Here is a 26,766-nt window from a genome sequence, read left to right as displayed (position 1 = left end):
AGGATGTCCATATTTAAAGAGTTAAATGACGTAAGATTAGACGTAAGTGAGTTTGAAGAAATACCACTTTCAACAATGGAACGAAAGCGCATTCAAAAACGGATCTATAACAAAATATCAACAAAGACTAAGATGAAGAAAAAGAAAAACTATTTTTTATTAGCTGTAGCCTCCTTTATCGTCATTTCTAGTTTTACATTTATTCTTACATTTCCAGCCTTGGCCGCTAAGGTACCAATTATTAGTAACATATTTGAATTATTGATTCATGATGAAAACTATGTATTTGAGGAATATGACAAGCATTCGACCGATATAGGGATAACCCAAGAAAGTAACGGGATAAATATTACTACAACTAATGCAGTATATGATGGAGAAAATATAACAATTGCCTACACGATTAAGAGTGAACAGGATTTAGGAGAGAGACCTGTTTTAGAAGGTAAAATAATTGTAGATGAATTTGGAGATCGTTATAAGGATAATGGATATTTTGAAAATTATATAGTAGAAAAAATAAATGACCATGAATACGCTGTAATATATATCTATCAATTACTCGACGGATCTAAACCCGACACCCTTCATGTTACATGGTCGGGGGATACAGTACTTAATTTAAATAATGTTCGACAAGCCACGTTAGGAAGTTGGTCTTTCCAATTTTCTTTAGACATGTTAGATAATAAAACAAGAAAATTTGCTACTAGTGAATTTTCCACAGAAGAGGAAGGGATTGAAGTTGAGTTAACAAAAATAACGCAAACTCCTATTTCCTCTACTATATATCTGTCGGAACTAGTGGACGAGCGGGTAGTTTCACAAGAAGAGGAAGAAATGAGAAGCGCTTCAATCGAATACTTAATATCCGATAATTTAGGAAAAGAATACAAATATGTACATTACCGAGATACTGGTCACAGTACAGATTTTGATGCGAATCATAGAAGTTATCCAAGAATTACAACGAATGTTTTCGATGATGCAGCGACAACTCTCACGATAACGCCAATCATAAATGTGATGAAAGTTGCTAATCCTGATTCAAATGGTGATGGTCCCCTAGTGCCAGTTATGGAACCTTACACTATTGAATCCATTCAAGTGCCAATAAATAAGAATTAGCATTTTTCTCACAGACTATGTTCTTATAAAGGTCTACCTAGCTTTTTGCTAGGTGGACCTTATTTAAACATAGGAAAATATCCCTTTTTGAAAGATTTTTCATCGATCTTAAAAAAGTAAAACCCTCTTGTATAATCATAATTGTCAACGGCTATTGACTCATGACCTCTGAAATACAAAAAATTAAAAGACAAATGAATCTCCTAGGAGATAGAACAATACTTCCTATTCGTGCATTTTTACTGAGTATCCTCCTCTTTAATGTCGGATTGGGTACCATAAGTACAAAAAAATCTCTGAACACCTGCTGCGTTAGCCAAGAAAAAAGTGCTACCCCCAAGACTTGAAGTATAGGTCTTATTTAAACAGTTCATAGTTGCTCAAATAAATTACTCCATTTTTTCTAGTTACTTGAAAATTTAATTCATCATTTAATTTAAGCGTAGAACCGGTAATCTCTAAATTTTTTCTCTTTATAAAAGATATACCATAACCTTTCCATTCGGGATAACCATAAATGTAACAGACAACTTTTCCTTTATTCATAAAAACTATTTGATTCATTGCTTCACTTACTGTATCCGTTATATTATCCCATTTATACCCTACTTCTTCATACACTGTATCTACAGGTGTATAGGGATCAAAGGAATAGACGACATCCCATTCAAATGGTGTGACATCTAGTAAATTTATAGTATCAACTGGTTCTTCAATTGCTAACACTTCTTTTTTTAATAACTTTGCGTTTACATCCCACAAATCTTTAGTAAATAGTTTGCTTAATATAGCAATAAATAGTATGCCAAGAGCGATAGTCATTCAAGTTTTTATCAATTTCAATTCCTTTCTACCTCATCCTTATAAATAAATAGTTCTTGTTAAACTAAACTGCTGCGTTAGTTTAAGTGTAACATTTCACATTTGATAACCGAAATTTACTTGATGTTTTCACATAAAAATTGACCATCGAAATGATGGTCTTGTTTAACTAAAGCCACCCGTTAGTTCAAAAAAAATAAAACAAAATTGCTACCACAAAACTTGGAATTCCAATCATAGCTGAACGAAAAGTAACATTACTTCGTTTATGCCTTTCTTCAACAGTTTCAGTTGAAATGTTAGCTCTCATTCGGTCTCCGCTTACTAATACACCTGAAAAAATAAATGATATTCCAATAAAAAAGAAACCTATTCCACTTGTAATAGTAGTAACCATTCCAAGATTCCATATCACAATCGAGACTAAGATACCTAGTAGAGATAGTAGAATTCCGATTAAAAAATATCTCAATTTATCTCCCCATTGTTATCATATAACTATGAGTGTCAAAAGTTTCAATTATTGAACTATCCTGTCCTTTTACTTTAATACGTGTGAAATGAATAGCGGTTCCCATTTTGTATAATTTCCCAATCAAAATAAACAAAAATCCAATGTTACAGAGTCCCGATATTTTTCTGGTTCTAAGAGAGGAATATGATTAATCCTTAAAGAAAGTGGGAAGTCCAACTTCTCTTAAAATGTCATTAAAATTGAATTCATAAGCATATTTTTCGTCAATTCCAGAATTCCTCAAAACTTTTCTTAAAGAAATAAACAGTTGTTCATCAACTGAAGGAAAGACAATTTCAAAAGGTTTTTCATAATCTAATTCGTTTAAATAATAAATGATTGCCTTATATAAAAATGGAAATTCTTGTTTAATAGGTTCTCTATTATCAAGAAATGACTTAATATAATGTTTCAAATGATAGATTTTTTTGGGGGCAAAATCAGGGTCTTTTTTTTCACGATGAGTAAAGATAAAAGCAGATTTAGCAGACCAATTACCAAGTCCTGCCCCAAAGACAAGAAGCGAATATTTTCGTACTTCATAATCAGGATGCAAAAAGTATTGATAATAATCATCATAGTTTTCTTTAGCCCAATTTTTACTTGTAATAAAAAAGCCAATTTCTGTTCCACTTAAAATACTCTTTGCCTTTTCAATTAGTGTTTTCGCCAAAAATTTTAATTCCTTTCTGATAGCACTTTTCATTAGATTCTTCTTCAACTAACCTGACCCGTTAGTTCAATAAGAGAAGGAGTTGCTTAAGCAACCCATTAATCTTTAAAGCACCAGTTAGTTGAACAAGAATAGAAACTTGAAGATGACGATACACCGTAGTTATCTTCGGAAATTTGTGGATTAAATATTTCGTTCCTCACACTCAAAAGGTTCTTCGAACGAGAAAACTTCATGGAAAAATCCCTTATAAGGGATATCTTCTTCGAGGCATTTTATACTATATGACAACTCCTCATCGCACTTCAGCTCTTCACCGTTGTTCCGCATGACCTCGATTGCATCTATAATATTTTCCATGAGGGTAATTTGGATAAATAAGGACAAATTATTCAACATCGAATCTTCAATTTTGGTCTCAGATGTGTATCCCTCGAGAACTGTTTTGAAATAATCATCCATAAAGTCTTTTCGTTTAACGGCATCTGATTCGAATTGTATCCAGCCCAATCCGAGCATCCAGACATTCGCCAAGTCATACATATACCAACAGAAACAAGAGTTATCGAAATCAAATACAGTGATTTGTCCGGTATCAAAGTCAATCATATAATTACCATCATTGTAATCAAAATGTACCATACCGAAAGACTCAGAGTTCTTGTCCAATCCTTCTAAGGTTTTAAGAAGCTCTACCATCCTCTCCTTAAGCAGTGGTAACGTCCCCGGTATCAGATTATCGATATACTCGACATTGTATTTATCAAAGAAACTATACCGGCGATGAACAGGAGCATAGCCTTTCGACAATTGGTGCAGCTTCCCGAGAACTTTACCGCAGTTATAATAGTATTCCGTAATAGGAACTCCTTCGCGATACTGATAATGATTTTCTACAAGCATTTTTCCTCTAGCCTTTTCGAACAGGCAGACAAAAAAGGTGTGATTATTATAAGTGATCTCTTCCAGTAGATTCCCCTTCAAGGAGCTGATCACATTTGAGACACTACAGCCATGCTCGAATAAATATTGGATATATTCAACTTCGCCAAACAAATCCTCTCGGCTCCTGTCATTTAAATAGGCGATTCTGAGTATTTTTGCAATAGCGCCCTCTTTCTCACAGTTATAAACGACATTCCGCCCTCCGGCATGAGCATTAATTAGACTTGTTTCATAGCCTTCCAACTCGTACAACTCTGATACTAGTGGACTTAAATAAGCTTCGTATATTTTAGTAACTTCATTATGATTTATAATTCTCCTACTGACTTCATTTTCACCCAAGGCGGGTGTTTGTCTATATTGCTATATTTCAAGGCTTATGTTTAAGAAACTTAACTTATAAACTTACCTTCAGTAATTTCATTTAACCTTTTAATCAATAATTGCTTGGGTAGTTTTTTAGTTTACATTACAGATACGGCCATATTAATCGCCTGAATTACTTGAATTCTCGTAGCAGCAGCTGTTTTTACCATTAAAACTTCTTTGTCCTCATAATACAAATTGCTGCGGAACCAAACCATTCTTTCATCTTATCCCTCCAACTTCTTGTTCAACAAACTTTCTTGTTAGTTCAATATAAAAGTGCCTGTCCCAGCCGAAAGTAAAGCACCCTTAGAACGCCTTCACTTTTGTTCAAAAGTTTACATGCTTTAACTTATTCAACACCTTTCCAAAAAAAACTTCTTATTCCACTAAACTTCCGCGTTAGTTCAATAAGAAAAAATGCTTTACCTCTTCTTGAAGTAAAGCACCCGTTAGTTAAAAAAATAGTTTAAATAAAACATATCCAACTATTAAAACAACAATTAATATTACTGTCCCTTTCCAACCCATACCACCTGTTAAATCAGTTAAATTTCCATTTTCGCTTCTACTTAATCCATCTCTTAATGCACCAGCAGGATTTTTTTTAGTTCTTGTTGTCTTAATCTTTCTCTTTTTTCTTTTGGAGTTTCTTTTCTATTGTTCAAACCAAACACCCCTATGATTACTGTATTCTTTAATTTCTATTGGTTTACCTTCTTCAACTAAACTGCACCGTTAGTTAAAATTAATAAGAATAATAATCCGTTTTGTAATATAATACCTATTATGAGAAAGGGTGTTAATTAATGAAGAAAATTAGAATTTTTCTTTTTATTTCATTAAGTGTAGTTTCTATATATTTATTTTTTTCCTTTTAGAATGGAGTTTACAAGGTGTGTATAAGAAATATGATTCAGGAATTACTATTGAGGTTAATAATTTGAGTAATCAACATCTACCTGATCTTAAATTTTCATATAGTGGGAATCCCGAAGAGATAGGAACAATAAAAAGTCTAAAACCTGGAAAAACAGCGAAAATAACTGGTAGCAGTAAAGAAATAGATTCGAGTGATATAAGCATGTATTTGCATTATTATATTAATAATGGTGGGAAAAAAGAGGACAGTATGATCTATTTTAGTCTTATGCAACCTAGTAAAGCTGTTGTTATCTTAGATATAAAAGAAGTGGATGCTCATGGATTCTTAAAGTATAAGAAAAGAGGATTTGATGGTTTGTGGAAATTTGGACCCGAGGAAATTAATTAAAGAATGGTTAACAACGCTAATAAGAATAACTTTAAGTATTTTACTTCCTCTTCACTAAACTGCTGCATTAGTTTAAGTGTAACATTTCACATTGTACATAAAAATAGACCATCGAAATGATGGTCTTGTTTTACAAAAGCACCCGTTAGTTGAAGAAGAATTTCCAACTTTAACTCACGTAATTACTTTGACCATTCACACTAAACGAGAAATCACTATGCTAAATTTTGCTTTTGGAATCCATATCTATATAAACCTAGCAAAAGAGGAAACATGATAATAAAGGATAAAACAGTAACAAAAATAATTATTTCTTTTCCTAGTTCAGCATTTTGAAACCCATAATAAAGTGAAGATACAATTGCATCTATTACAGTAACTATGAATATGATTTTCCTAAAAGATTGCGAAAATAATTGTTTCTTATATACATAACCATAAAATCCAACTGTGTTAATAATGGCAATAATCGTACTCACAATTCTTAATACAGTTTCTCCCCAAACATATTCATTTTCTAAAAACATTGACACTATCAACAAAACAAACATTATCCAAAAATAAATTTTCCAAAGCATCCTTATACCTCACGTTTCTTCATATATACCATTGTCTACTAATTCTTGACTTCTCAAATCTTAACAATAAATTCCCTTAATCTATATATGTTATTTTTTCCTTATTGTACTAACCTGCCGCGTTAGTTGAAGAAGCATAGATTCAAAAAAGATTACTCTTCTTTTCAATTATCACTATTACCACATAGTTCACCTGCTATCTCTTATACCCTTTCAATGGTTACTCCGTTCCTATATTCCACTGCTAAAGGATGGTTGGTTGGTTCGAGTTCAATATAAGGTCTCATTCCATTTGGTCTAAAATGAACCATTGCTTTTAAATTCACAGTATCAGGATAACAAGGCAAAGCGGTAGATAACCAACCTAACATTGGTTCTAACAATTCTTGTTTGTCCCAGTGGACATTTGTTTTATTAAAATTAGCTTCGCTTATTGATACCCATACACCCCATATTAAGTATTCAGTTGTACTGATTATAGGAATTTCAATACATCCACGAATAAAGAAATGTTCATTGTCCATAATGCATAAGTCATCATCTAATTCAAACCTGTTATTAAGTTCTTCAAGTGCAACATCATAATAATAAACTGGTGCAGGGATTCCATAACTTGTAGGAAGTTCTTCATGATATTCCCCACAGCAATTACAAGTGTATCCCTTAATTCTAGTCATTTTGCACCTCCAATAGTTTAAATTTTTATCCCTACCTTGATGCATTTTTAATTATCTCAAAATATTAAAACTTATGCATTGATATCTCGTTCCTTCTTCAACTAACCTGCTGCATTTGTTTAATAAGAAACACCTTCTCATAAATTGATTTTGGTTAGTTGAGATTCGTACTGTCTTCTATCAAATACAAAGAAGTTCAGGCATTTATAATTCCAGTAACCGCTTGCAGATTCAGGACCTCTATGTGGCAGTTCAAAGTCACTCCAGGTAACTGTTTCATCGGAGATTGTTATTTTAACAATAAAATCCCAACATCCCGCAACCCCACACTCGCATATAAAAATCGCTGATTTATCATCGTGGTAATCAAGATCTTCGTGAGTTATACCTAAGAAATGGTTTGAAGGGGAAAATACAACTGCAGGGGGAAGTCCTATATATTGTCCAGCAATACTTTTATCATATTGAATTTCAATCCGTTTAAGCACCTCAATGAGATTTTCGCCGTTAATGATTATCTTAACGTGTTCCATTCCTTCTTTATCCTTCATTACATTTAATGAAATTTGGTCCATTTGCAATAAACCCCTCCAAACAGTTTTTTTTTATATTCGTTTAAAAAGGTAATGAAATCCTATTCCACTAAACTGCTACTTTAGTTCAATAAGAAAATGGTTTTACTCCTTCTTGAAGTATAGCACCCGTTAGTTGAATAAGATTTATCTGTATTGGTCTAAGTGATATTGCCACAATTAATTGAATAAGTCACACGGTTTTTATTACAGTTTTTTGTATCGTTCATTATCCTTACTACTCTAAAAAAGTTTAAAACTAATTGATCAATAGATATATACCTTCCGGAAAAAGGAGTATGTTTTAGTCGGTTAGTGAAAAATCCTTTTTGATTTGTTCAATGCTCCTATTTGTTATTTCTGCAATGTAATCCAATAAATCATCATATTTTTCTCGATTATTTAGTTTTTTAAATTTCTCAACAAGACCCTCAAAACCTTTAAAATATTCACTATGATAACTTGAGTTGTTATAAATTTTAATAAATTCAAGATAATCTTTTGTATACATTTTATCTATAATTTGAATAAGAATATCATTCCAATTTTTAATTCTTTTTTTATGAATAGGATTTTTTACTCGCAATTCCTTATTTTCTTCATTTTTTATCTGTTGAATAAATTGTTCTACTTCAAGTATATATTGAAAAAGCTCATTCCTGTTTTGGCTATCCAATTCCATTAGTATTTTAATTTTATAATGATCATAACGCCCTTTCCTATGATGCAATTTTCCTTCAGTTTTGTTTGATTCTTTTTTCTTAGCAGTATTTTCTTTTATTACCTTTCCTCCAGCACCCAATAAACCTAATACTGCCGTAATTTCTTTGCGGTTTTCTTTAATTATTTTTCCTGCTTTTTTTCCACCTTCAATAATTGGTCCAATTGGAATTCTACCCATATGCCCCACCTTAATCTAAGAGTTAGATTTTATGTAATTAAATTCGACGTTGTAAAGACTGTTTCCTTCTTAAATTAACCTCCCCCGTTAGTTTAAGTGTAACATTTCACAATGGATTTTTGAGATCTACTTGATGTTTCAGATAAAAAAATAGAACCAGCAAAATGATTGTCTTGTTTAAGTAAAGCACCTGTTAGTTAAAGAATTTCACTTTAAATAGTATCAACTCTTATTGTTATTATCTCTTTTTTTATATTTTTCAAGCACGTCTTCAATTGTTAAACTTTCATTCACTCTTTCATTTACTCTTTCCCCGTTTTCTTTTTCGAGTAATTTGCCAATAGCTGAATTGTTAATTCCTTTTGTAACTGCTATCTGAATCACATAATATAATATAAGAAATCCAATAATCATAAACCCAATACTTATATATCCTTCCATAATTAACAATACCCTCCCAAGTAAATATTTTTAAATAGACTCCAACTAATCTGCGCTTTACTTGAATACGTTTGAAACGAATTGAGGTTCCAGTTTTAAACAAATGCCCCATTTGCTTGTTGAACTAACCCGCTGCGTTAGTTGAAGAAGAAAAAAGGCTTTACTCCTTCAGAAGGTAACCTTGTTAACGTTGAAAAAACGGACGTCATCGCTATTATCAGCTAACCAATGGTGAGATCGCGCGCATTTTAGAATCGTTTCTTGCGATTTCTCCACCTCCTGATGTGCATTCGTTAAAACAATCTAGCCAAGTAAAACTACTTCGGGAAGCCAGAACTTGCTATGACCACTTAGCAGGAAAATTAGGAGTCATTTAACCGATTCGATGTTGAACGCTGGTTATTTGGAAAAAGAAGAGAGAGAATTTGTAGTTACACCTAAAGGAGAACAATTTTTCTGATTTCGGCATTAATCTAGGTGAATTAAAAAGAAAACGCCGCTCATTTTCTCACACATGTTTAGACTGGAGTGAACGCCACCATCATCTTGGTGGCGTTTTAGAACACGGGCTTATTACACACTTTTTTGATTTAGGTTAGATAGTTCGAGTTCCATCTATTCGCGCTGTGAAAGTCACAGATAAAGGAAAAGTAGGGTTTAAACAAGACTTTAATATTAATATGTAATTTAGCGCTGAGAAAAACCCCTCCTTAGAAGACAGTTTAGGATAACTTTCTTTTTTCTGTACACTATGAGGGGCCATATAAGCGCTTGAACGCTTAGAACAAACTATTCATTTATTTATAAAGTTCTTTTAACTAGGTTATTTTTCTCCTGAAAAGTTCTATTTACAAGATAGATACCAATAATAATAAACAAGCCACCAACTATGAGAGAAGGGTATAACGTCTCCCCTAATAGTAACCAGCCAGATAATACACCGAAGAAAGGTGCCAAAAATAAATAGGCACTTGTTTTTCCTGGATCCCCCTTTTGTAAAAGATAATACCAGACGGCAAATTGAACAATAGAAGACATAATACTTAACCATAATAAAATGAACAATGAATTACTGTTCAAAATGAAGACTGGTTTTTCAAGAATAAAGCTGCCAAGTAAAAGTAGTAATCCACCAAAAAGCATCTGGTAAGCGGATAGAACCCACGTATTGAAAAGTGACCCCCATTTTTTAACTAATAATGTTGAAATTGACCAAAAAACAGCAGAAAGAATGCCAAAAAGAACGCCAATCTTTAATTCTATTTGCGCACCTACTGCAATACTTACCCCTACTAACCCTAAAAGAACACCAATCCATTGATAAAATTTATAGCGTGTTTTTAAAAATATGGTACCGAGTACAACAACAAGTAACGGGTTAGTGAATGTAAGAATTGAGGATTCACTAGCTGTAATGGTTCGTAAACTCAAGAAAATAAAACCCATAACACCTGCTGTTTGGAAAGTACCAATAATAAGCATCTTTATCCAGTTTCCTTTAGATACTGGGTGCGGTCTTCTTAAAACGATAACGATTACTGTCATTATGAATCCAGCAAGTGTGAAGCGTAATCCTGCTAATAACAACGGGGATGAATAAGACAAACCTATTTTACCTACAGCAAAAGAAGAACCCATTAAAGATGTCGTTAAGAGTATTAACAACGTAAATTTGAAAGTATTCATTTTTTATCTCCCTACATATTATACTGAGCTATCTGTGTCTATTATAACTTCTATACATTTCAGCTACGGTCGAAATATGGAATGCAAATGGAGATAAATTAAAAATGGTAAAATCCAAGTTGGTCGAATTGGCTTATTTGCTTGGGGAACCTTCACGTGCAGCAATGCTAATTTAATTTAATTTAATTTAATTTAATGAATTGGCGTTTCCATACTACTAGTGAACTTGCTTATAGGAGTGTTGTTAAACACAAAACGACAAATGCACTTCATAATCTTTTTGTCTTTTATTCCCTGAGAAAACCCCTCTCGATATGTTCTAATATAATTCCTTCCTTACTACGCTTTTTGTGTCAAAAGCGACATAAAAAGAATGTAATTTTCATATCGCTTATTCAACTAAACTGCCCCGTTAGTTCAATAAGAAAAAGCTACCTCTCAAGGCAGCCTCTTGCTCTGCTAAAGCACCCGTTAGCTTAACAATATTTCTTTTGATTAATGTCATTTTTAGATATTATGTCGTTTTTTTACATTTGGAAATTCACTGTTATTAATTTTGTTCCAAATTTTTAATGCACTTGGATAACAATTATTAATCGAATGTACTTCACTCACCGAAAACATTTTATCAAATACCTCATGTATCACTACTGCCAATTTTTCAACAGATGTTGCAGTTGCTAATAGCAATACAATGCGACTTATTTCTTGATCATATTCATCCTCAGATGTGTAACGTAAAAGGTGCTTCGGGTCCCAATCATTAATTACTTCTTTTACAATTTGGTAGTGGTTCATAATATCCCCTCTTTTAAAATACATTTTTAGTGATTTATTCTACACCCTTATTTAGCTAACCTGCCCAGTTAGTTCAAGAAAAAGTGCCACCACCAGACTTGAAGTAAAGCACCTTTTTTAATAAATAATTTACATATATTAACTTATTCAACACAATCGTAAAAAAACTTCTTCTTCAACTAACCTGCTGCGTTAGTTCAATAAGAAAAAAGAGTTGCAAAAGCAACCCATTATCTTTAACTAAAGCACTTTTTATACTGTTTTTAGAGCAAGTTTAACTGTCGTATTTATTTGCTCTTTAAACACACCATTTTTATCAATAGCTAATAATTCCTCTTTTAAATGTTTTTCAAATAAATCAACGTTTTCTCCTAGAAACCGTTTAGCACCAAATGAAGTAGAATAGTGATTTCCGATAATAGAATCCAGTGTCCATATCTGCTCATATGAAGGTATTTGATGAATTTCTAGGTCGAACTTTGAACCTGAAATAATTTCCTGATGGCTAACTGTTGGATGACTGTATGTAATATTCCCTGCTCTTCTTTCATTCCCATACCAATGTTTTACAACTTCTTGAACTGTCTGTTGCCAATGTAGAAGCATTTCATTAGGAGAGTAATTATCTATAATAGCTATTCCGCCACCAACAACTATCATTTCGTACAGACTTTCAAGAACTCGTGGTCTATCCATCCAGTGAAATGCCTTTGCAATAGTTACAAATCTAAAGGTCGTGTTGTTATTACGTTTATATTTTTCTACATCACCAATTAACCACTCTGTATTTTCAGCTCTAATTTCCTTACTGATTCTTTCAGCCTCCTGAATCATCTCAGGCTCTGTATCCAACCCTACGACTTTTTCAAACCAATCAGAGAACCTTAGTGATAATCGTCCATCACCGCATCCTAAATCCAGCATATTGCCATTCCCATCTAAAGAAAACTTATCTCTTAAATATCTGATTAAAGTAGCAGAATATAATGGTCTATATCGAGAATAATACCAAGCTGTACCTTTAAATAAATCGTCCCCATAATCTTTCATTGAATAATCCCCCTTAATTAGGCCCTTCGGTTGGAACATCAATCTGTATTCTAAATCTTCCTTATGGGGTACCGCAACATAGCTATCAAACTAACAAGACAAGAATTCCCTATTATCATTCATTTTATCTAATTACTTCCGAATAGCTTCTATTCAAAGTACTCGGCTCGTATCACCCAATATTCACGCTTCTTCAGTGAGGTTGGTGTTTATAATTTTGAGTACCAGGCTCTCATTAAATTCTAATTTGTGTGAGAGTCTAGTATCTATCGAGTCGCTTTCCACTATTCTTTCGTTAACCTTCCAGTGAAAATGGTTCTATAACTTTATTTTCATATGATGATAACACGATGTTAGTGGAAGGGGTACCGTAAAGCATGGATGCATCGATAAATTTTTCTAAACTTTTAACAGAATTAGTTGCTAATTTTACAATATAGCTTATTTCCCCTGCTACTCGGTAACATTCCAGTACATCAGGGTGGTTATGACAAAAATTTGATAATGCTTTACAGTCTTTTGACTCGAACAAAATAATAGCACTAATAGGACGGTCCATTTTTTTTACATCAACTTGAGCATGATAGCCTTCAATTACTTGTTGCTCCTCAAGTTTACGTACTCGTTCTATTACTGCTGGAGATGATAAGTGAACGACTTCTGCCAATTCTTTCATTGAAATTTTAGCATTTATCTGTAATTCTTTTACAATTTCTTTATCGATTTGATCCATAAACGTCATCTCCTTTTTTTATAAGTTAGAATAACCTAAATTCCTTATAATTTAAAGTTAAATAAATAGATATCCTTTTTATACTTATATAAACATTCGCTTTGCTCTACTAAAATGGTGCATAGGGAGGTGATTGAAACAATGAAAAAAATATTATTACTATTAGCAGATGGTTTCGAAGCAGTAGAAGCAAGTGTATTTACAGATGTGCTTGGTTGGAATAAATGGGAAGGTGATGGTTCGACGGAAGTTGTGACAGTAGGTCTTCGAGAAAAACTAACTTGTACGTGGAATTTCACTGTTTTACCCGAAAAAACAATAGAGGACATTCAATTAGAGGAATTTGATGCACTTGCAATTCCAGGTGGATTTGAAGAAGCAGGCTTTTATAAAGACGCATTTAGTGAGCCATTTTTGAATGTGATAAAGTATTTTCATAAAAATCAAAAACCGATTGCTAGTATTTGCGTTGCATCGCTTGCACTTGGTAAAAGTGGCATTCTTAATGGTAGAAATGCCATTACTTATAATCATCCAACAAGTATTAGAAAAGAGCAGCTAAAGAACTTTGGTGTAAACGTACAAGAGGAACCCATTGTTCGCGATGGACATATCATCACCTCGTCAAACCCCAGCACGGCTTTTGATGTTGCCTTTTCATTACTTGAAATACTAACGTCTAAAGAGAACGTTAAACATGTAAAAGATCTAATGGGTTTCTATTAAAGGTACAAGGTTCTTGAAATATTTGAGAACCTTGTACCCCAATTAACGAGAAGAGTTGGAAAGCATATGAAAAAGATTCATTACAGCTGGATTATTTTAGCGGTTGCATTTTTCTCTATTATTGTCGCAGGCATTGTGCGATCCTCATCGGGTGTTTTTATTGAACCCTTTGAACTTGAGTTTGGATGGAGTCGTCCAGCCATTTCATTTGCCTTTGCAGTAAGCTTAATTTTATATGGCTTCTCAGGTCCTTTTATGGCAGCTTTTGTTGAAGTTTTCGGATTAAAACGAGTAATGCTGTATTCAATGCTAACGATGACGGTTGGTCTTGCTTTAACCTTTGTCATGCAAACTGAGTGGCAGTTGGTATTAATCTGGGGTGTCATGATTGGTATTGGCTCCGGATTATTTTTATCCGTATTAAGTACTCAAATAGCGAATCGCTGGTTCGTGAAACAACGCGGTCTTGCAGTCGGAATATTAACTGCTAGTACGGCAACTGGACAATTAGTGTTATTGCCAGTATTAGCTGCAATAATCAGTAAAAATTCTTGGCGCTATGCAACTGGGCTCATCTTCATACTTAGTATTTTGATGTTCATCATAATCGCACTTTTCATGAAAAACTCACCAAAAGAAAAAGGGATTCTACCATACGGGCAGGTGGATGAAAAACAAACGCCTAAAGAGACGAAAAACCAACAAAATCCATTCAAATTAGCTTTAGGTACACTGATGGAAGGCTTGAAAGTAAAGGAGTTTTGGCTTCTTGCTGGGAGTTTCTTCATCTGTGGCTTGTCTACTAGTGGATTAGTTGGAACGCATTTTATCTCCTATTGTATCAGTTTTGGAATACCGGTTGTAACAGCTGCTTCAATGCTATCATTTATGGGGATTTTTGATTTAATAGGTACGACATTATCTGGCTGGTTATCAGATCGAATTGATAATCGTTGGCTCCTATTTTGGTATTACTCATTACGTGGCATATCACTACTATTTTTACCATTTGCTTTAAGTCAAGGTTCTTATGTATGGCTAGTTATTTTCTCTATTTTTTATGGCTTAGATTGGATTGCCACTGTCCCTCCTACAATTGGATTAGCAAGACGTACATTTGGATTAGAAAAAAGTACTTTAATGTATGGCTGGATTGTCGCAGCTCATCAGGTAGGAGCAGGAGTTGCAGCGTATGGTGGTGGTGTTATTTTTAATGTATTCGGTTCATATCAATGGGCATTCCTCCTGGCAGGAGGCATGTGTGTATTAGCGAGTTTATTCGTCATTATGTTGAAAAAACATCAGCCGAAGCTAGAAGTGATGTAGTCTATACTATTATATGTTGCGATTCTCAGACTCTATATTGTGATTAGGAGCAACTACATTACGATTTGAGGTCCTATCTTGCGATTTGCACATATATTCAAAAAAACAGGTGGAGAAAAATGATACGTTTTCTCCACCTGCTTTTATATAAGAGTAGTTATCTTGAACCTGGTCTCTTGCCTTCTAAAATAAGAATATTGATATTATCAATTAACTGAGGGAGCTCACTCATCGTTTGAATTCTAAAATCAGCACCGTTTAGTATATATAAAAGGAGATATTATAATATATGGAAGATAAATTAAAAGTTCAATAATAAATATGATTAGGAAGATTACTTTGTATTTATTTTCTATCTTCTGTCTTTTAGGAATCTCTAAAACAGAGTGTTTCTATCACTTGAACAATTTTTACATTTGCTACATTCTAGAACGTTATTTATTACCATTTAATTACTCCTTATGTTAATTCTTTAATTGTAAGCATTGTTAAAAAGATATACTATAGATTTATAAAAATTATCTAAATTTAATTTAATAAATGAATCGGTTAGGCCAGAAAGTTTAGATACACATGGCTGAATTCGTGTCTGATATTGAACATACGGAGAAAACCACCTACGAAAATGATAAGGTACCATTTTCATAGGTGGTTTATATTGTCTTTATTATTTAATGGAGCTATGTCCTTAAGCCATTATTTTTGGTTTTCTTTGTTCTAAAAACGGTTCTTTGCTTTCTATTTCTTCGCCCGTTTCAATATCAATAAATGTACTTGTTTCATTAAACCATTGGTCTGGTGCTTTATGTCCCCAGAACGTTTGACGAAGTGGATCATTTAAATCCCAACGTTTCGGCTTTAAATCTGGGTCACTAGTTAAATAATCACCTGTATAAAGCTCTATACGATGACCATCTGGATCTCTCAAATACAAGAAGAAAGCATTGGATAAACCGTGTCGACCAGGTCCTCGTTCAATCGAATTAGCATACCCCATACTCGCTAATACATCACAGCAATCAAGCACGCTTAATCGATCTGTTAGAGTGTATGCGAAGTGGTGTAATTTTGGTCCGGGACCACTCATAAATGCTTGGTCATGAACAGTAGGTTTTCGATATAGCCATGCAGCCCACAAATTCCCGTCTTCTGTATCCGTATACTCAGAGCATAAAAAACCTAATTCCTTCACAAAGAAATCATAGGCTGTTTGAACATGGGGTACTGCACAATTTACATGATCTATTCGCTGAATTTTTGCCCCATGATAAAGGTCATAACGTTGCAGCATTCGGTCAACGGTAGTCATTTCGGCAAAAAATTCTAGGGGGATGCCTGATATATCGTGGACTCGAAGGGTTCTACCCATTGCATGTTGTTTCCCCTTTTCCATCCATTTTGTTTTCAAGCCCTTAGAAATAAAAAGCTTTTCAATTTCATCCAGATCCTTTTCTTTTTCAACCTTATAACTGAGTACTTCTACTACGGCTTTATCCGCTTTTTTCAACAGTAAACTATGATGTGAGTGCTCTTCTAAACCTCTTAAGTATATATGATTTTCATCGCTTTCTGTTTCAATCATGCCTAATCCATCCACATAGAACTTTCTTGATACTTCCAAGTCCACTACATGAAGAACAGTTCTCGCGATACGAATGATTGAAAAATCCATCGTTTTCACCATTCCTTCCTCTATTTTTTCCCGAATTGCTGTATATGATGATCAGCAATGGAAATATGAATAATTTTCTGTTCCGTATAAAAACCGAAACCGTAATGTCCACCTTCTCGTCCGATTCCAGAGGATTTGGAACCGCCAAAAGGTGTTCTTAAATCACGAACGTTCTGTGCATTCACCCAAAGCATTCCAGCTTCGACCCTATGCGCAACACGATGTCCTCGCTTAATATCATTCGTCCATACATAGCCCGCAAGACCATATTCGACTTCGTTTGCTAACTTAATAGCTTCTTCCTCATCTTTAAATGTCAAAACAGTTAGTACCGGTCCAAAAATTTCTTCTTGAGAAACACGCATGTTGTTTTTAGCATTTAATATAATCGTCGGTGCTACAAAGTTCCCTCTAGCAAACTCCATTGGGATGTCACCAGTTACAACTTCAGTGCCTTCTTCTTTTGCAATTTCTAAGTAGCTTTTCACTTTACTAAAATGCCCTCTATCAATCAGTGGCCCTACTTCCGTATTTTCATCTAACGGGTCACCAACTCTAATATTAGAAACACGTGTTTTTAAAGCATCAATGAATTTATCTTTAATACCTACTTGTAAAAATAACCGTGAGTTCGCAGTACATCTTTCACCGTTAAAAGAATAGATTCCCCACACACAAGCATCTAAAGCACGATCGAAATCGGCATCTTCAAATACGATAATTGGCGATTTACCACCAAGTTCCATTGAGCAGCTTTTAAGTGTATCGGCACTATTTTTAATGATAGTAGAACCAGTTTTTGTTTCTCCAGTGAATGAAATTAGCTGAACATCAGGATGTTTAACAAGCGCATCACCTGCTATTTCGCCAAATCCATGAACAACATTGAAAACACCTTTTGGAAGATCAGCCTTGTGAATCACTTCAGCTAATAGATTCGCTGAAAGTGGAGAAAGTTCTGCTGGCTTTAACACAACAGTATTACCAGTTGCTAATGCCGGCGCCACTTTCCATGTTTCTAACATGAAAGGAGCGTTCCATGGTGTGATTAATCCTGCAACTCCTACAGGTACATTAATCGTGTAGTTGATAAATTCATCATCTACTTGATAGGCATCTCCAACTAAGCGATTTTCCACCATACGCGCATAAAATCTAAAGTTTTCTGATGCGCGGCTCACCATTTTTCTAGTTTGACTAATGGGAAGTCCCGTATCAAGTGCTTCTAAATAAGCAATTCTTTCTATTTCTTCATCAATCAAATCTGCAATACGATAAATGTACGATAGTCTTTTACTCAATTTCATTGTTTTCCAAGGCCCGTGATCAAAGGCTTCACGCGCAGCTGCAACTGCTTTATTTATGTCATCCGTTTGACCTTCAGCAACTTCATTAATTTGTTCATTAGTAAATGGATTCATATTTTTAAATGTACTTCCACTTAATGCGGAAGTGAATTCTCCATTTATATATAGAGATATATCCTTTTGTGTTTCGTGTTTCAAAGAAATTAACTCATGGGAGGATACCATACTATCATCACCTATTTTCTTAAGATAATTTTGTAGTGATTTATTTTACAGCTGCTTCCTTCGGCAAAATATCAAGTTCTATAAGTGTTTTACGTACTTCCTCTTGTATTTCAGTTGAAGGTAATCCTAAAGGTAATCGAAGTTTCGGCGTGATTTTCCCCATCATACCTAGTGCTACTTTAGCTGGAGCTGGATTAGTGTCTTTGAAAAGTACGTCATTTAATGGCATTAATTCGAAATGAAGGTCTTGTGCTTTTTTAACGTCTCCTGTTTCCCATGCGTTGTATAGTTCTGCTACTTTTACTGGCTCTACATTTGCTGTGGCACTAATAAATCCAGCACCGCCAATTGCTAGCATAGGGTAGCAAAGTAGTTCAATTCCAGAGAACAGAAGGAAGTCTCTACCACAGTTTAGGAGTACTCGGTTTACGTGTTCGAAGTCTTTATTTGCTTCTTTTACTCCAATAATATTTGGACAATCTTCTACTAAACGTTTCATCGTACTAACTTCCATATTTACCGCTGATCGACCTGGTATATTATAGATAATAATAGGGATTTTAACGGAATCAGCTACTGTTTTAAAATGTTGATAAAGTGCTTCTTGGTTTGGTCTATTGTAGTAAGGGACGATAACCATAGCAGCATCAGCACCTAATTCTTCTGCATACTTTGTTAACTCCATTGTTTCATCATGATTAGTAGAGCCAGTGCCGGGTGCAAAAAATACCCTACCACCAATCGTTTCTTTCGCTAGAGCCATTACTCTTTTTCTTTCTTCGATTGTTAGTGAACTTGGTTCACCACTTGTTCCCGTTACAGAAATTCCATGACTTCCACTTTCTATTTGCCAATCAATTAGATCAATGAATGCCTTTTCGTCAATCTCGCCACTTTCCGTAAATGGTGTAACGACAGGACAAATGGACCCTCTTAACTTCTTTTTAGCTTCTTCGTATGCCAATAGAATCTGCTCCTTTTAAGTAAACTTCTTTCATCTATTTAGTCTAGGTACCAACCATTGTTATTCCTGTAATTCTTTTAGTTCCCTATACTTCCCTTGACTAAATAATAGTGGATCTTTTTGTTCAATCTTAACGCCAGTAACCTGACCGATAAAAATCGTATGGTCTCCTACTACATATTCGCTATGCAGTTCGCATGTAACAACAGCTAATGTATCTTCTAAAATCGGCAATCCATTATAGGTAACGAATGTTATTTCAGTTTCTGATTGAAGCTGACCCGAAAATTGTTTCGATTCTTTTAATTGATTTGACGATAAAATGTTAATAGCAAATTTCTTTGAATCTTTTATATGCTGGTGCATCTTTGCGTTTGCTCCAATACTAACTGCGATAAGCTTAGGATTTAAGGAAACCGACATAAATGCATTTGCAGTCATGCCATGCACAACATCAGCTACTTTTGTAGTAATAACTGTTACACCTGTTGCAAAACTGCCCATCACATTTCGGTACAGACGATCATCTATTTCGTTGTTTATTTGGTGCATAATCCCTTCTCCTTTCAACTAATATGAAGAGCATGAAAAGCTTAAAATATTCCGGCTTCTTTTTTCGTTTTATTTAAAAAGTTCGTAACCATGTCTTTATAAGGTTGTTTATCGAATCCATCATAATAAGCATTTGACATTCTCACTGGATCTCCAAAGAAATAGTATTCGTAGAGTGCTTGACGATTACCGAACGCACTTATGGAAATATCCCAAGCTAAGCGGAATAGTTGTACTCTTTCTTCACCATTGATATTTGCACCTTGAGTGTAACGATGTACTAATGGACCAACATCTGTATTGCTGAAATCGGATTCAGTTGGAAGCGCCATTAATCCTGATGCACCTAGAATTTTTATGATTTCATGCATACGCTGATACATTTTTGGGAACCAGTTGCGCGCTGCATTTAATGGTTCAAAGTCTGGCGTCATATTGCCATATTGATCAATTTTTGCATTGTGTTCAGATTTATATAGGTGAGAGCGTAACACTTCTAAAATAACCATAATTTCACTTGCTTTTTCTTTTACATGCATGAATTTATCAATACCAATTGCCTCCATCATACTGATGACTACACCTAAAATGAACTCTGTTTTTACGACATTTTTAGAAATAACTTGATGCGTCATATGGATAACTGCATTAGTCTCGGCATACGTACGATTACAAATATCAGTACTCTCACACACAAAAATTCTTTCCCACGGGACAAGTACATCTTCAAATGAAATGATTGCATCACTCTCATCAAACCGAGCGCCTAGTGGATGGTCCCATTTGCTTTTACCATAGTCAAAGGATTCACGGGATAGAAATTTTAAACCAGGAGTATTATTTGGGATTGCAAATGCAAATGCAAATGGATCGTCTATAGTTCCAGGTGTTCTATTTATAGTAGAAGGGAATACAACGATCTCATCCGTAATCCCGCCTAATGTTGCCAAAAGTCGACAGCCATTTACGATTATTCCGTCTGGAGTCTTTTTCGTAATACGCGCGGAAAGATAAGGATCTTTTTGTTCAGACTGCGTTAACATGGATCGATTCACTTGTGGGTGAATTAATGTATGAGTTAAACTAATGTCGTTTTCACGAGCATATTCATAGTAGTCTGATGCATTTTTAGCAAATTGGTCACTTCCTCCACCTTCTTGTGCAAAAAATTGGTTAGCAGTACCGAATGCCATAATACTTGTATTTAAATAATCTGGAGAACGTCCCATCATACCACCAGAAAAAGTTGCCCATTCGGTATGCATTTCACGTCTTTTGAACAGATCTTCTTTCGTTTTAGGAGTAATGAATGAAAGCCCAACTTTTTTTCCGGATGTAGGTGAGGTATATAGCATTTTTTCTTGTTTCTCATGTTGCAAATCGTAAAGACCTGCTACGCTTTCTACAACATTTTTAAATGCTGGGTGTGTCGTTACATCGTCTACTTTCTCTCCGTGAATCCATACTTCCGTTTTCCGATTTTTTATACCTTCTATATATTCTTTTCCAGTTCGTGCACCCATCCTATTCCCTCCTATTTTCGGATAAATATTTCCAATTTATCTTCATTTTTATACTAGTTACTTCACTCTATTGAACTAGACGATTACTACTTATTTATAAATCTAGCGTGAATATTATTATGTTTATAAGTACCTGCTTCACTAAATTCGATCAGTTCCATGGACAATGCTAGATACCTATTTTCCATCAATTGGGAGAAGTGTTCCTTCATTATTTCAAATATTGTAGAACACACTTCTTTTTTTATTTCCTCCGAACGACCGGCACCAATTTTTAAGACTGCATGAACGAAAGCATCATCTTCCGTACCATCAGCCACTCTGTACTCATTTAGTTCAATCGCTCTTGAACGGATTCCACCAATTGGAAAAACATTATTCTGTGTAATGAGCACGTTATGAATTTCCTCAAACAACTTTCCAAGATTCGCCTCATCCTTAATATTATCCGTATACTCGACAATAAAATGTGGCATATAGACCCTCCTTTTCGCACTATCGATTTGTAAAGGCCTCATCCCCGATAATCGTATTTACCAAGCGACCAATTCCTTCTATTTCTGTGACGACAACATCTCCGACTACTGTATTAACCGATCCTTTAGGAGTACCTGTTAGAATGACATCATTTTCACTCAACGTCATAAAGCTACTTAAATATTCAATAATTGATGGAATATCAAAAATCATATCCGCTGTTGTTCCTTCTTGGACTAATTCGCTATTAACATGTGTTGTTAATCTTAGATTCATCGGATCGGCAATATCCATAACGTCGACTAACCATGGTCCTAATGGTGTACATGTATCTCGATTTTTCACCCGCAAGTTGGGACGGTAGTAGTTTTCTAAATAATCTCTTATCGCATAATCATTGGCGACACTGTAGCCTTTTACATATTTATAGGCATCTTCTTTTTGGACATTTCTAGCTGTTTCTCCGATAATTACAGCTAATTCACACTCACAATGCATATAAGTAACATCTGCTGGGCGACGTGTATATGCTTGGTGACCTATCAACGTATTTGGTCCTTTCAAAAAGACAAGGGGGTCTGATGGTGCATCAAATGAAAGCTCTGCTGCATGATCCGCATAGTTAAGCCCTAATGCAAACACTGTTCGAGGCTCTATCGGCGTAAGCCACATTATTTCCTCTTCTTTGACTACTCGACCATCCGCTAATTTGAGTTGATTTCCCCATTCAATTGCTTCATGGATGGCACCCCCATATGCTACTCGTGCTCTTCTCATATTGGCTTCCTCCATTTTGACTCGCTTTCATCAACAATTACGTTTTTTAAGCTACCAATACCGTCAATTTCAATTCGAATTTTATCTCCTACCTTTGCTTGCGGTGCGTCTTCAGGGACACCTACGAGTAACACATCTCCTGGATTTAATGTCATAAACTCGGTCACATCCGCAAGTAACCGTGAGACGGAACGAACTAAATTGGATGTTGAATTTTCTTGCTGAAGTTTATCATTAATGAATACGCGGATTGATACGTTATCTGGATTTTCTACTCCATGACGATCGATAATCCATGGCCCAATTGGACAGAAACCATCTCTTGCTTGAAAATGAATTGCTGGCCGATATAAGCTATCATGCGGTATTCGAACATCGTTTACGATCGTGTACCCTGCCACATAAGATAATGCAGTAGATTCATCCACAGCTACTGCTTTCTTACCTATTACTATTCCGAGAGCCGCTCCCATTTCTAATTTCGATATCCCTACTGGCATCGGTATTGAACCACCATAACAATTGAACGTATTCACAGGTTTTATATAAAGGACAGGAGCGATTGGAGGCGAAAAATATGGTTCGTTATTTACATCATCACCTAATCTTTCAAGTTCACCTTTAAAATTCAGCATTGTCCCATAAACAGTTCCTGTAATCGGGTTGTCAAACTGGATTTCATTCGGTATTAACTCGTAGTCCTCTATCACAACAGTATTCTTATGTGTATTCACTTCCGCTTTTATTAATCCGGGTTCCCCCAACACTTTAAAACTAGCTCGGCTCATACGCTTCACTCCTTTTTCCATCGTGCTAACAATTTATTTCCTAAGAAATACTATATGAAAAACGTAAGCTTCTAAGTCTACTAAAGCTTTGAATTGGAGTATTTACAGATAGAAATTAAAAAAGGCGCTTTTCTTGTAAAATGAAGTCCTGAAACCGCAAAGTAGTGGAAAAGCGCCTTAAGCTTCGAAACACAGAAACAGATTATTAAACGGATAACAATGCTTTATCACTAGTTAATTTCTCGCCACGAATGCGTTGGAATTCGTCCATTAGTTTAGCAATGGTTAGTTTTTTCTTTTCCTCTGCTTCAATTTCTAGAATGATTTGTCCTTTATCCATCATAATAAGCCTGTTCCCGAGGTCTAACGCTTGTTGCATATTATGTGTGATCATTAGCGTAGTAAGCTGATCCTTTTCAACGAGCTGCTTTGTTAAATTAGTAATAAGTTCCGCTCGTGATGGGTCGAGTGCAGCAGTATGTTCGTCCAGAAGTAAAATAGATGGTTGCGTAAATGTAGCCATCAAAAGAGAAAGCGCTTGCCTCTCCCCTCCAGAAAGCATTCCTACTTTTGCATTCAACCGATTTTCCAGGTTTAAATGAAGTGTTTCAAGTGATGTCCGGAACAACTCTCGTCGCTTCTTATCAACTCCATTTTTTAATCTACGTTTTTTGTTTCGCGAATAAGCCATCGCCAAGTTTTCCTCGATGGTCATCGTAGGTGCAGTTCCAGCCATTGGGTCTTGAAATACCCTTCCTATCATTTGTGAACGTTTATATTCCGGCATTTTTGTAACGTTTTTATTTGCTATTTCAATTTCACCAAAATCAGGAGTAAGAGCGCCAGAAATCATATTCAGCATCGTCGATTTTCCGGCACCATTGCTACCAATCACAGTCATGAAATCTCCAGGGTTTAACGTTAGATTAATTTGATCTAAGGCAATTTTTTCATCTGGTGTTGACTCATTAAATAATTTATTAATCTGACTGAGCTTTAGCAATGGCATTTCCCTCCCTCAAGAGCAAGTGTTCATGTTCCATTTGCCGTTCCGCATGGCGTTTAGCTTTTCTATTTTTTTCCCGCCTCTTTTCAAAGTATTGCGGTAAAATCAACGCGCAAATTACAATAACAGCAGTAATTAATTTCATATCTCCTGTATCAAGCAAATCTACTCTAAGTGCGAGACCTAGTACAATTCTATAAATAATCGCTCCCGCAATTACAGCAAAGGTTGTTCGCAATATCGTTTTCGTACCAAATACCGCCTCACCAATAATGACTGAAGCAAGTCCGATAATAATCATTCCGATTCCCATTCCGATGTCCGCAAACTTTGCATATTGAGCAATAAGTGCGCCTGAAAAAGCAACTAGGGCATTTGAAAATCCAAGACCAACAATTACAAGTGTGTCTGTATTAGCAGATAAACTTCGAATCATTTTCTTGTTATCACCAGTAGCTCTAATTGCAAGACCTACTTCTGTTTTTAAAAACCAAACGACGATAAACTTAATGAGTAAAACGATAATGATCATGATGAACAATGTACCCCAGGTGGCTGGCAAGTATTGAACTCCCATCATGCTGAAAAATTGATTGATGGTACTATCAATACCTAACGAACTCCAAAAAGTTTGGAATTGAATAAATATTGTTTCGGCATTTAATAACGGTATATTCGGACGACCAATGGAATTTGCAGAAGTCAGCCCCATTATGCGTAGATTAATAGAATACAAAGCTATCATCATCAATATTCCAGATAATAGTGCATTTATTTTTCCTTTTGTATGTAGGAAGCCGGTTACACATCCAGCAAGAAATCCGATAACTATAGCAACTGCCGTAGCAGCTGCCGGATGATATCCTAGGACAATCATCGTGGCAGCAACTCCGGCTCCTGTTACAAAACTCCCGTCAACTGTTAAATCTGGAAAATCTAAAACTCGGAATGATAAATACACGCCAAGTGCCATTATTGCATAGATGATTCCTTGTTCTACTGAGCCAAACATTGCTAAAAACATGTAGAATCAACTCCTATTTATTCACTAAACTCGGCTTTCCATTCGTCTTTTACGTCAAGTCCTAAGGTAGAAGCTGTATCTTTATTCATTATCAATTTAAGCTTTTGAGGAATTTGAACAGGCAAGTCAGCTGGTTTACTTTCCCCTTTTAAGATTTTGATAGCCATTTGTCCTGCTTCGTATCCAATGTCAAAATATTCAAAGCCGTATGCTGCAAGACCTCCTCGTTTAACGGAGTCAAATTCGCCTACCATCATTGGAATTTTATTTTCATTTGCTACTGAAATTACAGATTCAAGAGCGGAAACAACTGTGTTATCTGTAATGATATACATCGAGTCTACTTTACCAATCAATGATTCTGTAGCTTGTTTCACGTCTGCAGATGTTGCTACAGAAGCTTCCACTACAGACATATTCATATCTTTCAACATTTCTTTTACTGCATCTACTTGAGCACGAGAATTTTGCTCTCCAGAGTTAAACACCATTCCAACATTTTTTGCTCCCAATTCGTCTTTAAGGAACTTCATAGTATTGGTAATTGCATCCGGATGAGCATCAATTGTGCCAGTTACATTACCACCAGGTTTTTCCATAGAGTCTACAAGCTCAGCTCCAACTGCATCTGTTACTGAAGTGAAAACGATAGGGATTTCTGATGTAGCACTAGCTACTGCTTGAGCACTCGGTGTTGAGTTTGCAAAAATTAGATCTACATTTGCACTAACAAGATTCGTTGCGATTGTCGTATTAGAACTATTATCACCTTGAGCGTTTTGAACCTCATATTCCGCATTGATTCCTGCATCTTCTAAAGCCTTTTTAAAGCCATCGAAAGCCGCATTTAGTGAAGGATGTTCAACAATCTGAGTAACGCCTATTTTATATTTCTTCGAAGATGCCTCTTTTTCCCCTCCATCACTACATGCCGCAAGAATTAACGTAGAACTGAAAATAACAGCCAACATTTTTTTCCAACCGTTCTTCATTACAATTCCCCCTCTTTTACTCCATTTTATTTAGTATTTATTTGAATCTAATGTAAAAAAACGTGAGCATTTTTAACTGACTCAATATACAATCAATTTCACCAACAGGAATATAGCCTTAAAATCCGAACAAGATTGATTTACGCTACAGTCGGAAGCTTTACGCGGGCTTGGCTTCAGCCGCTTCCCTCGCTAGGCTCAGTCCAGGTCTTCAGCTCAAGCTTTTCCCGCTGGAGTCACCGCCTTCCGC

General features: G+C 35.2%; 28 protein-coding genes and 1 pseudogene. 4 read left to right on the top strand and 25 right to left on the bottom strand.

Annotated elements, in window-relative coordinates; all coding sequences use genetic code 11:
* Positions 1-3 precede the first annotated feature (3 nt).
* Positions 4-1,128, top strand: coding sequence for a DUF4179 domain-containing protein (locus tag P2Q73_RS09335; protein WP_275786236.1), 1,125 nt, complete (start codon positions 4-6; stop codon positions 1,126-1,128).
* A 357-nt stretch (positions 1,129-1,485) separates the two neighbouring features.
* Here P2Q73_RS09335 and P2Q73_RS09330 read toward each other — a convergent pair whose 3' ends face one another.
* From P2Q73_RS09330 to P2Q73_RS09310, 5 genes and pseudogenes are all read right to left on the bottom strand, one after another.
* Entirely contained in the window at positions 1,486-1,950 is a 465-nt protein-coding gene (locus P2Q73_RS09330) for a hypothetical protein (protein ID WP_275786234.1), read from the bottom strand.
* A gap of 187 nt (positions 1,951-2,137) precedes the next feature.
* Positions 2,138-2,422 carry a DUF5316 family protein gene (locus tag P2Q73_RS09325; protein WP_275786232.1) on the bottom strand — a complete coding sequence of 95 codons (285 nt, stop codon included), beginning with the start codon at positions 2,420-2,422 and terminating at the stop codon, positions 2,138-2,140.
* A gap of 190 nt (positions 2,423-2,612) precedes the next feature.
* Entirely contained in the window at positions 2,613-3,170 is a 558-nt protein-coding gene (locus P2Q73_RS09320; protein WP_275786230.1) for a hypothetical protein, read from the bottom strand.
* Between the two features lie 150 nt (positions 3,171-3,320).
* Positions 3,321-4,394, bottom strand: a complete 1,074-nt coding sequence (locus P2Q73_RS09315) for a phosphotransferase enzyme family protein (RefSeq protein WP_345798843.1) — start codon at positions 4,392-4,394, stop codon at positions 3,321-3,323.
* A 510-nt stretch (positions 4,395-4,904) separates the two neighbouring features.
* A pseudogene (locus tag P2Q73_RS09310) lies at positions 4,905-5,116 on the bottom strand (DUF6366 family protein).
* Positions 5,117-5,346: 230 nt separating this feature from the next.
* On the opposite strand from P2Q73_RS09310, the gene P2Q73_RS09305 reads away from it, so the two are divergent.
* The gene (locus P2Q73_RS09305; RefSeq protein WP_275786224.1) at positions 5,347-5,721 is read left to right on the top strand and encodes a hypothetical protein; all 375 of its coding nucleotides are present in this window, start codon (positions 5,347-5,349) and stop codon (positions 5,719-5,721) included.
* A 215-nt stretch (positions 5,722-5,936) separates the two neighbouring features.
* On the opposite strand, the gene P2Q73_RS09300 is transcribed toward P2Q73_RS09305, so the two are convergent.
* From P2Q73_RS09300 to P2Q73_RS09260, 9 genes are all read right to left on the bottom strand, one after another.
* Complete coding sequence (locus P2Q73_RS09300) at positions 5,937-6,299, bottom strand: hypothetical protein (RefSeq protein WP_275786223.1); 363 nt, start codon at positions 6,297-6,299, stop codon at positions 5,937-5,939.
* A gap of 203 nt (positions 6,300-6,502) precedes the next feature.
* Positions 6,503-6,976, bottom strand: a complete 474-nt coding sequence (locus P2Q73_RS09295; RefSeq protein ID WP_275786221.1) for a DUF2199 domain-containing protein — start codon at positions 6,974-6,976, stop codon at positions 6,503-6,505.
* Positions 6,977-7,113: 137 nt separating this feature from the next.
* A complete protein-coding gene (locus P2Q73_RS09290; RefSeq protein WP_275786218.1) occupies positions 7,114-7,551 on the bottom strand; it encodes a hypothetical protein in 438 nt (145 codons plus the stop codon).
* 301 nt (positions 7,552-7,852) lie between these two features.
* A complete protein-coding gene (locus P2Q73_RS09285) occupies positions 7,853-8,449 on the bottom strand; it encodes a hypothetical protein (protein ID WP_275786215.1) in 597 nt (198 codons plus the stop codon).
* A 222-nt stretch (positions 8,450-8,671) separates the two neighbouring features.
* Positions 8,672-8,890, bottom strand: a complete 219-nt coding sequence (locus tag P2Q73_RS09280; RefSeq protein WP_056832319.1) for a hypothetical protein — start codon at positions 8,888-8,890, stop codon at positions 8,672-8,674.
* An 801-nt stretch (positions 8,891-9,691) separates the two neighbouring features.
* Entirely contained in the window at positions 9,692-10,576 is an 885-nt protein-coding gene (locus tag P2Q73_RS09275) for a DMT family transporter (RefSeq protein WP_275786210.1), read from the bottom strand.
* Between the two features lie 507 nt (positions 10,577-11,083).
* The gene (locus P2Q73_RS09270; protein WP_275786207.1) at positions 11,084-11,374 is read right to left on the bottom strand and encodes a DUF1871 family protein; all 291 of its coding nucleotides are present in this window, start codon (positions 11,372-11,374) and stop codon (positions 11,084-11,086) included.
* A gap of 252 nt (positions 11,375-11,626) precedes the next feature.
* Entirely contained in the window at positions 11,627-12,424 is a 798-nt protein-coding gene (locus P2Q73_RS09265) for a class I SAM-dependent methyltransferase (protein WP_275786205.1), read from the bottom strand.
* 295 nt (positions 12,425-12,719) lie between these two features.
* The gene (locus tag P2Q73_RS09260) at positions 12,720-13,157 is read right to left on the bottom strand and encodes an Lrp/AsnC family transcriptional regulator (RefSeq protein ID WP_053589248.1); all 438 of its coding nucleotides are present in this window, start codon (positions 13,155-13,157) and stop codon (positions 12,720-12,722) included.
* A gap of 141 nt (positions 13,158-13,298) precedes the next feature.
* Here P2Q73_RS09260 and P2Q73_RS09255 point away from each other — a divergent pair, with 141 nt between their 5' ends.
* Together P2Q73_RS09255 and P2Q73_RS09250 are read left to right on the top strand one after the other, a co-directional pair.
* The gene (locus P2Q73_RS09255) at positions 13,299-13,883 is read left to right on the top strand and encodes a DJ-1/PfpI family protein (protein WP_275786202.1); all 585 of its coding nucleotides are present in this window, start codon (positions 13,299-13,301) and stop codon (positions 13,881-13,883) included.
* A gap of 66 nt (positions 13,884-13,949) precedes the next feature.
* On the top strand, positions 13,950-15,209 hold the full coding sequence (locus P2Q73_RS09250) for an MFS transporter (RefSeq protein ID WP_275786199.1): 1,260 nt from the start codon (positions 13,950-13,952) through the stop codon (positions 15,207-15,209).
* A 688-nt stretch (positions 15,210-15,897) separates the two neighbouring features.
* On the opposite strand, the gene hpaD is transcribed toward P2Q73_RS09250, so the two are convergent.
* The 11 genes from hpaD to P2Q73_RS09195 form a co-directional block, all read right to left on the bottom strand.
* On the bottom strand, positions 15,898-16,881 hold the full coding sequence (gene hpaD / locus P2Q73_RS09245) for a 3,4-dihydroxyphenylacetate 2,3-dioxygenase (protein WP_056832386.1): 984 nt from the start codon (positions 16,879-16,881) through the stop codon (positions 15,898-15,900).
* A 20-nt stretch (positions 16,882-16,901) separates the two neighbouring features.
* A complete protein-coding gene (gene hpaE, locus P2Q73_RS09240; protein WP_275786197.1) occupies positions 16,902-18,413 on the bottom strand; it encodes a 5-carboxymethyl-2-hydroxymuconate semialdehyde dehydrogenase in 1,512 nt (503 codons plus the stop codon).
* 40 nt (positions 18,414-18,453) lie between these two features.
* A complete protein-coding gene (gene hpaI / locus P2Q73_RS09235; RefSeq protein ID WP_275786194.1) occupies positions 18,454-19,377 on the bottom strand; it encodes a 2,4-dihydroxyhept-2-ene-1,7-dioic acid aldolase in 924 nt (307 codons plus the stop codon).
* A 60-nt stretch (positions 19,378-19,437) separates the two neighbouring features.
* Positions 19,438-19,908 carry a flavin reductase family protein gene (locus P2Q73_RS09230; protein WP_056832385.1) on the bottom strand — a complete coding sequence of 157 codons (471 nt, stop codon included), beginning with the start codon at positions 19,906-19,908 and terminating at the stop codon, positions 19,438-19,440.
* Positions 19,909-19,970: 62 nt separating this feature from the next.
* The gene (gene hpaB / locus P2Q73_RS09225; RefSeq protein WP_056832180.1) at positions 19,971-21,452 is read right to left on the bottom strand and encodes a 4-hydroxyphenylacetate 3-monooxygenase, oxygenase component; all 1,482 of its coding nucleotides are present in this window, start codon (positions 21,450-21,452) and stop codon (positions 19,971-19,973) included.
* Positions 21,453-21,538: 86 nt separating this feature from the next.
* Positions 21,539-21,928 carry a 5-carboxymethyl-2-hydroxymuconate Delta-isomerase gene (locus P2Q73_RS09220; protein ID WP_056832178.1) on the bottom strand — a complete coding sequence of 130 codons (390 nt, stop codon included), beginning with the start codon at positions 21,926-21,928 and terminating at the stop codon, positions 21,539-21,541.
* 19 nt (positions 21,929-21,947) lie between these two features.
* Positions 21,948-22,706 (bottom strand): fumarylacetoacetate hydrolase family protein, encoded by a 759-nt coding sequence (locus P2Q73_RS09215; RefSeq protein WP_275786190.1) that lies wholly within the window; start codon positions 22,704-22,706, stop codon positions 21,948-21,950.
* Positions 22,703-23,494, bottom strand: a complete 792-nt coding sequence (locus tag P2Q73_RS09210) for a fumarylacetoacetate hydrolase family protein (RefSeq protein ID WP_275786186.1) — start codon at positions 23,492-23,494, stop codon at positions 22,703-22,705. Before P2Q73_RS09210 ends, P2Q73_RS09215 begins: the two co-directional genes overlap by 4 nt.
* A gap of 205 nt (positions 23,495-23,699) precedes the next feature.
* Positions 23,700-24,497: an ABC transporter ATP-binding protein gene (locus tag P2Q73_RS09205; RefSeq protein WP_056832172.1), complete on the bottom strand. Its 798-nt coding sequence runs from the start codon at positions 24,495-24,497 to the stop codon at positions 23,700-23,702.
* Positions 24,475-25,524, bottom strand: a complete 1,050-nt coding sequence (locus P2Q73_RS09200) for an ABC transporter permease (protein WP_275786182.1) — start codon at positions 25,522-25,524, stop codon at positions 24,475-24,477. The genes P2Q73_RS09205 and P2Q73_RS09200 overlap by 23 nt, the downstream gene beginning before the upstream one ends.
* Positions 25,525-25,541: 17 nt before the next feature.
* Positions 25,542-26,516, bottom strand: coding sequence for an ABC transporter substrate-binding protein (locus P2Q73_RS09195; protein ID WP_275786179.1), 975 nt, complete (start codon positions 26,514-26,516; stop codon positions 25,542-25,544).
* Between the last annotated feature and the right edge of the window lie 250 nt (positions 26,517-26,766).

Origin of the sequence: Bacillus sp. Cr_A10 (assembly GCF_029222665.1) — a bacterium.
Lineage (GTDB): Bacteria > Bacillota > Bacilli > Bacillales_A > Planococcaceae > Psychrobacillus.
Note: the sequence above shows the minus strand (reverse complement) of the source record. Positions and strands in the feature narration are given on the sequence as shown.